Genomic DNA, 5,366 nt, shown 5'->3' on the forward strand with positions numbered 1-5,366 from the left:
CAGTGATTGCGGGCGCTTCGGTTACTTGGCTGCGTCAGTACGGGCCTTTAGGGCAGCGGGCATGCTTGCGAGGGGCCATCGCTGACACAACAGAGACCGCTGTTCCAACTCCTAGCCCGCTCCCACAGGGATTGCGGGTGCTTCAGTTACTTGGCTGCGTCAGTACGGGCCTTTAGGGCAGCAGGCATGCTTGCGAGGGGCCATCGCTGACACAACAGAGACCGCTGTTCCAACTCCTAGCCCTGTGGGAGCGGGCTTGCCCGCGAAGAGGCCGGTACTGGCAACCACAATATCAGCCAAGCAGCGCCCGCAATGCCCGGCAATCCGCCGCATGCCAGTCCGCCAGCTCTGGCCAGGGGTTATCCGGAATGTTCACCAACACTGTACGCGCCCCGGCAGCCCGGCCGCAGTCGAGATCAAACCGGTAATCGCCGACCATCACCAGCTCGCTCGGCGCCACCTCCCAGGCCTGGGCAATCTTCAACAAACCATCAGGGCTGGGCTTGGGCTGCGCTTCGTCACGCCCCAGGATGTGCTCGACGGCAAAACAATCGGCCAGGCCAATCGCCTCCAGCGTGACATGTGCCAGCTCCCGCGCGTTACGGGTGAGAATCCCCAGCCGGCAACCGCGCCCGGCCAGCTCACGCACCAGCTCGACCGCACCACTGGCGGCGGTCGAGGCCATCGCCAGATCGCGCTCGTGCTCCAGCAACCAGGCATGCTTGGCTGCCGCTTCTGCGGCCGGCAACGCCGCCAGGTGGGTGAGGATATCGTCCTCAGGCGGGATGCCCAGCGCCTGGCGAATCGCGGCAAAATCATGCACCGCGACGGTGAGGGTGCCATCCATGTCGAACACCCAATTGCGCACGTCACTCAGGCTCATGCCCAGTCCTTGCGATGACGGATCAAGCCTTCCTGGGTCGACGAGGCCACCAGTTGGCCGGCGCGGTTGTAGATGCTGCCGCGGCAGAAGCCACGGGCATTACCGGCCCAGGGGCTGTCGGTGGCGTACAGCAGCCAGTCGTCGGCACGCAGGTTGCGGTGGAACCACAGCGAATGATCGAGGCTGGCGATCTGCATGTCCTTCTGCCACACCGACTTGCCATGCGGCAGCAACGAGGTGGTCAGCAGGCCGAAGTCCGAAGCATAGGCCAACAGGTACTTGTGCAGCGCCGGGATGTCCGGCAGGTTGCCGTCGGCGCGGAACCAGGCGTATTTGACCGGATCGCCCGGCTTGGGGTTGAACGGATCGCGTTCAGTCACCGGGCGAATCTCGATCGGCTTGGCGCACAGCACTTTATCGCGGATTCGCTCAGGCAGGTGTTCGGCCATGGCGCTGGCCAGCTCGACTTCGCTGGGCAGGTTCTCCGGGCCAACTACATCAGGCATCTGCGCCTGGTGCTCGAAGCTTTCCTCGTCGTACTGGAACGAGGCGCTGCAGGTGAAAATGGTATGGCCTTTCTGGATCGCGGTGACCCGGCGGGTGCTGAAGCTGCCGCCGTCACGTACCCGGTCGACCGAGTAGACCACCGGCAGGCTGGCATCGCCTGGGCGCAGGAAGTAGCCATGCAGTGAATGCACATGACGGGCGTCTTCGACCGTCTGGCTTGCCGCCGACAGCGATTGGCCGAGCACCTGGCCGCCATACAACTGGCGAAAGCCCAAGTCCTGGCTGCGTCCGCGGAACAGGTTCTCCTCGATCGCTTCGAGGCTCAGCAGGTCGACCAGGTCGTCCAACACATGGCTCATGGGGGGTTCTCCTAGCAAGGCATCACGGCGCTACAGCATTTTTGAGACGAAGAATGATACAGGGTTTGTCATCAGTACCGCGCATGCCCAGCCATTCAGCCGCGCAGGGTTTGTTGCCAGTGCGCGCGGTTGATCCGGTACAGCACGTGGGGGCGCAAGGGGTGGCCAGGCGGCAGGCGGGGGTGTTCGAAACTGCCATCCGGGTCGTGCAGCATGCCGATGGCCTGCATGACTTTCTGCGACGGCAGGTTGTTCTGGGTAGTGAACGACACCACCTCATCCAGGCGCAATTGGGCGAAAGCACAACGCAGGCAGGTCCACGCCGCCTCGCTGGCAAAGCCCAGCCCCCAGTGGCGCCGCGCCAGGCGCCAGCCGATCTCTACGGCAGGGCCGAACGGGGCGTCGAAATTGACGTGTAGCAAGCCGGTCATGCCGATGAATGCGCCACTGTCCTTGCGCTCCAGCGCCCACAGACCAAAGCCGTATTCATTGAAATGACCGCGAATCCGGCCGATCAGCGCGGCCGCCTCCAGGCGCGTCAGCGGCGCCGGAAAGTAACGCATCACCTGCGGGTCGGCGCACATCGCAGCGAACTCGCGCAGGTCTTCATCGTGCCATTGGCGCAATGTCAGGCGGGCGCTTTCCAGGTGAAGAATTGGCGTCATCGAGTGAGCTCCGGGTGTTTGTCCTGCACGATTTAGATTAGGCGAAATTGGGTCCGCTTTGCGGCCCTTCGCGGGCAAGCCCGCTCCCACAGGGTTCTGCAGCGCTGCAAAAAACTGTGGGAGCGGGCTTGTCGGAGCGCCGAACCGCCGCGAAGCGGACCCGGCAATGGCGCACGCTCAACCCAACTGGCACTATCAGCACTGAACTTTACCGCGAACCGACCATGCCGTTGCCGCTGATCTACCACGATGACTACAGCCCGGAGTTTCCCGCCGAGCATCGCTTTCCGATGGACAAGTTCCGCTTGCTGCGCGACCACCTGGTCGACACTGGCCTGACCACGGACCAGGCCTTGTTGCGCCCGGAGCTCTGCCCCAACGACGTCCTCGCCCTGGCCCACGACCGCGACTACATCGAGCGTTACCTGAGCGGCGACTTGTCTCGCGAAGACCAGCGCCGCCTCGGCTTGCCCTGGAGCGAAGCCTTGGCCAGGCGTACCGTGCGCGCCGTGGGCGGCTCGCTACTGACCGCCGAAATGGCCCTGCGCGACGGCATCGCCTGCCACCTCGCTGGCGGTACTCATCACGCCCACTACGACCACCCCGCCGGCTTCTGCATCTTCAACGACCTGGCAGTGATCAGCCGCTACCTGCTCGAAGCCGGGCGGGTGCATCGGGTGCTGATTTTCGACTGTGACGTGCACCAGGGCGATGGCACCGCGCGGATCCTGCATGACACCCCCGAGGCCATCACTGTGTCGTTGCACTGCGAGCAGAACTTTCCGGCGCGCAAGGCGCACAGCGATTGGGACATCCCCCTGCCGCGAGGCATGGGCGATGCGGCGTACCTCAAGGTGGTGGATGATGCACTGAACTACCTGCTGGCGCTGTACCAGCCTGACCTGGTGCTGTACGACGCCGGTGTCGATGTGCACAAGGACGACGCCCTCGGTTACCTGCAATTGACCGATGAAGGCCTGGCCGCTCGCGATGAAAGCGTGCTGCGCCACTGCCTGGGCCGCGACATTCCGGTAGTCGGCGTCATCGGCGGCGGCTACAGCAAGGACCGCATGGCCTTGGCCAAACGCCACGGCATCCTTCATCACAGCGCGGCCAAGGTCATCAGTTGTTCACAATGACTGTGGAACCGCTTGTGGATAACCTGAGTGAAAGCGGCTACAGCCCGCTAACTGCCTGAGCTACAAAGGACTGATCATTTTTTGCACAGTGCTTCGACGGGGCGCGCTGGGGTAGAATGCCGGCTCTTTTCCACAGCCTGCCGCCCTCCATGCCTGAACTACGCTCCGCTTCCCCTCCCCTTGTCGCCGTGATCGGTGGCGGCCCTGCCGGGCTGATGGCCGCCGAGGCACTGGCTGCGGCCGGTGTGGCGGTGCAGGTGTTCGATGCCATGCCTTCGGTGGGGCGCAAGTTCCTGCTGGCCGGGGTCGGCGGCATGAACATCACCCATTCCGAGCCGTACCCGGCCTTCGTCTCGCGCTACGCCGAGCGCAGCGGCAAGATCGATGGGCTGCTGCGCGACTTCGATAGCCAGGCGCTACGCGAGTGGATCCACGGGCTGGGCATCGAAACCTTCGTTGGCACGTCCGGGCGGGTATTCCCTTGCGACATGAAAGCCGCGCCGCTACTGCGCGCTTGGCTCAAGCGTCTGCGCGACAGTGGGGTAGTTATCCACACGCGCCACCGCTGGCTGGGCTGGAACGATGATGGATCGCTGCGGATCGCTTATCCACAGGGTGAATTGAGCGTGCGCGCCGATGCGCTGGTACTGGCGCTGGGTGGTGGCAGTTGGGCGCGTCTGGGTTCCGATGGCGCCTGGGTGCCATTGCTGACCGAACGAGCTGTGGATATCTCACCGCTGCAGGCGAGCAACTGCGGTTTTGAAGTTGCGGGCTGGAGCGAACTGCTGGTCAACAAGTTCGCCGGCGCACCGTTGAAGAACATTGCCCTGAGCGTTCCCGGCAGCGCTGCGCGCAAGGGTGAGTTCATCCTCACTGCGCAAGGCGTGGAAGGCAGCTTGGTGTATGCCTGGTCGGCGCAGGTTCGTGAAGCGATCAATCGCGCGGGCAAAGCTACGCTGCTGCTGGATCTGCTACCTGACCGGCCTGTGGACAAAATCGCCCAGGCCCTGGCCAAGCCACGAGGCTCACGCTCGATGGCCAAGCATTTGCACAGCCAAGTGGGGATCGACGGGGTCAAGGCGGCGTTGCTCCGTGAGCTGATCGATCAGGCGAGCTTCGCCGATCCACAGGCATTGGCCGCGGCGATCAAGGCGTTGCCGATCGAACTGGTGCGCGCGCGGCCGCTGGATGAGGCGATCAGCAGTGCCGGTGGGGTGCGCTTTGAAGGGATGGACGAGGGCTTGATGCTGCGCCAGCTGCCAGGAGTGTTCTGTGCAGGCGAGATGCTCGACTGGGAGGCGCCGACCGGCGGTTATCTGCTGACTGCATGTTTCGCCAGCGGCCTGCGCGCAGGGCGGGCGGCAGCGGATTGGCTTAAGCAAGCCTAGAAGCAAAGCACTGCCCCGAGGGTGCCAGGAACGGCCTCTTCGCGGGCAAGCCCGCTCCCACAGGGATTGCTGGTGTATCAACTGTTTTGTTGTGTCAGTACCTGCCCTTGCTGGCTGGCACTGACACAACTAAACCCGTCGGCAAGCCAGCCCCCACAGGGATTGTTGGTGTATCAACTGTTTTGTGGTGTCAGTACCTGCCCTTGCTGGCTGGCACTGACACAACTAAACCCATCGGCAAGCCAGCCCCCACAGGGATTGTTGGTGTATCAACTGTTTTGTGGTGTCAGTACCTGCCCTTGCTGGCTGGCACTGACACAACTAAACCCGTCGGCAAGCCAGCCCCCACAGGGATTGTTGGTGTATCAACTGTTTTGTGGTGTCAGTACCTGCCCTTGCTGGCTGGCACTGACACAACTAAACCC

The 5,366-nt window shown here is 63.4% G+C and carries 5 protein-coding genes; 2 read left to right on the top strand and 3 right to left on the bottom strand.

Annotated elements, in window-relative coordinates:
• Positions 1-292: 292 nt before the first annotated feature.
• The 3 genes from ACI2JX_RS22785 to ACI2JX_RS22795 form a co-directional block, all read right to left on the bottom strand.
• Positions 293-883, bottom strand: a complete 591-nt coding sequence (locus tag ACI2JX_RS22785) for an HAD family hydrolase (protein WP_368973399.1) — start codon at positions 881-883, stop codon at positions 293-295.
• Positions 880-1,749 carry an acyl-CoA thioesterase II gene (gene tesB, locus ACI2JX_RS22790; RefSeq protein ID WP_264236873.1) on the bottom strand — a complete coding sequence of 290 codons (870 nt, stop codon included), beginning with the start codon at positions 1,747-1,749 and terminating at the stop codon, positions 880-882. The genes ACI2JX_RS22785 and tesB overlap by 4 nt, the downstream gene beginning before the upstream one ends.
• Before the next feature lie 95 nt (positions 1,750-1,844).
• Positions 1,845-2,414, bottom strand: a complete 570-nt coding sequence (locus ACI2JX_RS22795; protein ID WP_264236872.1) for a GNAT family N-acetyltransferase — start codon at positions 2,412-2,414, stop codon at positions 1,845-1,847.
• A gap of 224 nt (positions 2,415-2,638) precedes the next feature.
• Between ACI2JX_RS22795 and ACI2JX_RS22800 the strand changes: the two genes are divergently transcribed.
• Entirely contained in the window at positions 2,639-3,553 is a 915-nt protein-coding gene (locus ACI2JX_RS22800; protein WP_404691035.1) for a histone deacetylase, read from the top strand.
• Between the two features lie 149 nt (positions 3,554-3,702).
• Positions 3,703-4,941: a TIGR03862 family flavoprotein gene (locus tag ACI2JX_RS22805; protein ID WP_404691036.1), complete on the top strand. Its 1,239-nt coding sequence runs from the start codon at positions 3,703-3,705 to the stop codon at positions 4,939-4,941.
• Positions 4,942-5,366 lie beyond the last annotated feature (425 nt).

The organism is Pseudomonas sp. NPDC088890 (assembly GCF_044900155.1).
Classification (GTDB): domain Bacteria; phylum Pseudomonadota; class Gammaproteobacteria; order Pseudomonadales; family Pseudomonadaceae; genus Aquipseudomonas; species Aquipseudomonas urmiensis.

Coding starts and splice junctions, on each gene's coding strand:
- ACI2JX_RS22800 (WP_404691035.1), top strand. CDS start 2,639: ATGCCGTTGCCGCTGATCTACCACGATGACTACAGCCCGGAGTTTCCC.
- ACI2JX_RS22795 (WP_264236872.1), bottom strand. CDS start 2,414: ATGACGCCAATTCTTCACCTGGAAAGCGCCCGCCTGACATTGCGCCAA.
- tesB (WP_264236873.1), bottom strand. CDS start 1,749: ATGAGCCATGTGTTGGACGACCTGGTCGACCTGCTGAGCCTCGAAGCG.
- ACI2JX_RS22805 (WP_404691036.1), top strand. CDS start 3,703: ATGCCTGAACTACGCTCCGCTTCCCCTCCCCTTGTCGCCGTGATCGGT.
- ACI2JX_RS22785 (WP_368973399.1), bottom strand. CDS start 883: ATGAGCCTGAGTGACGTGCGCAATTGGGTGTTCGACATGGATGGCACC.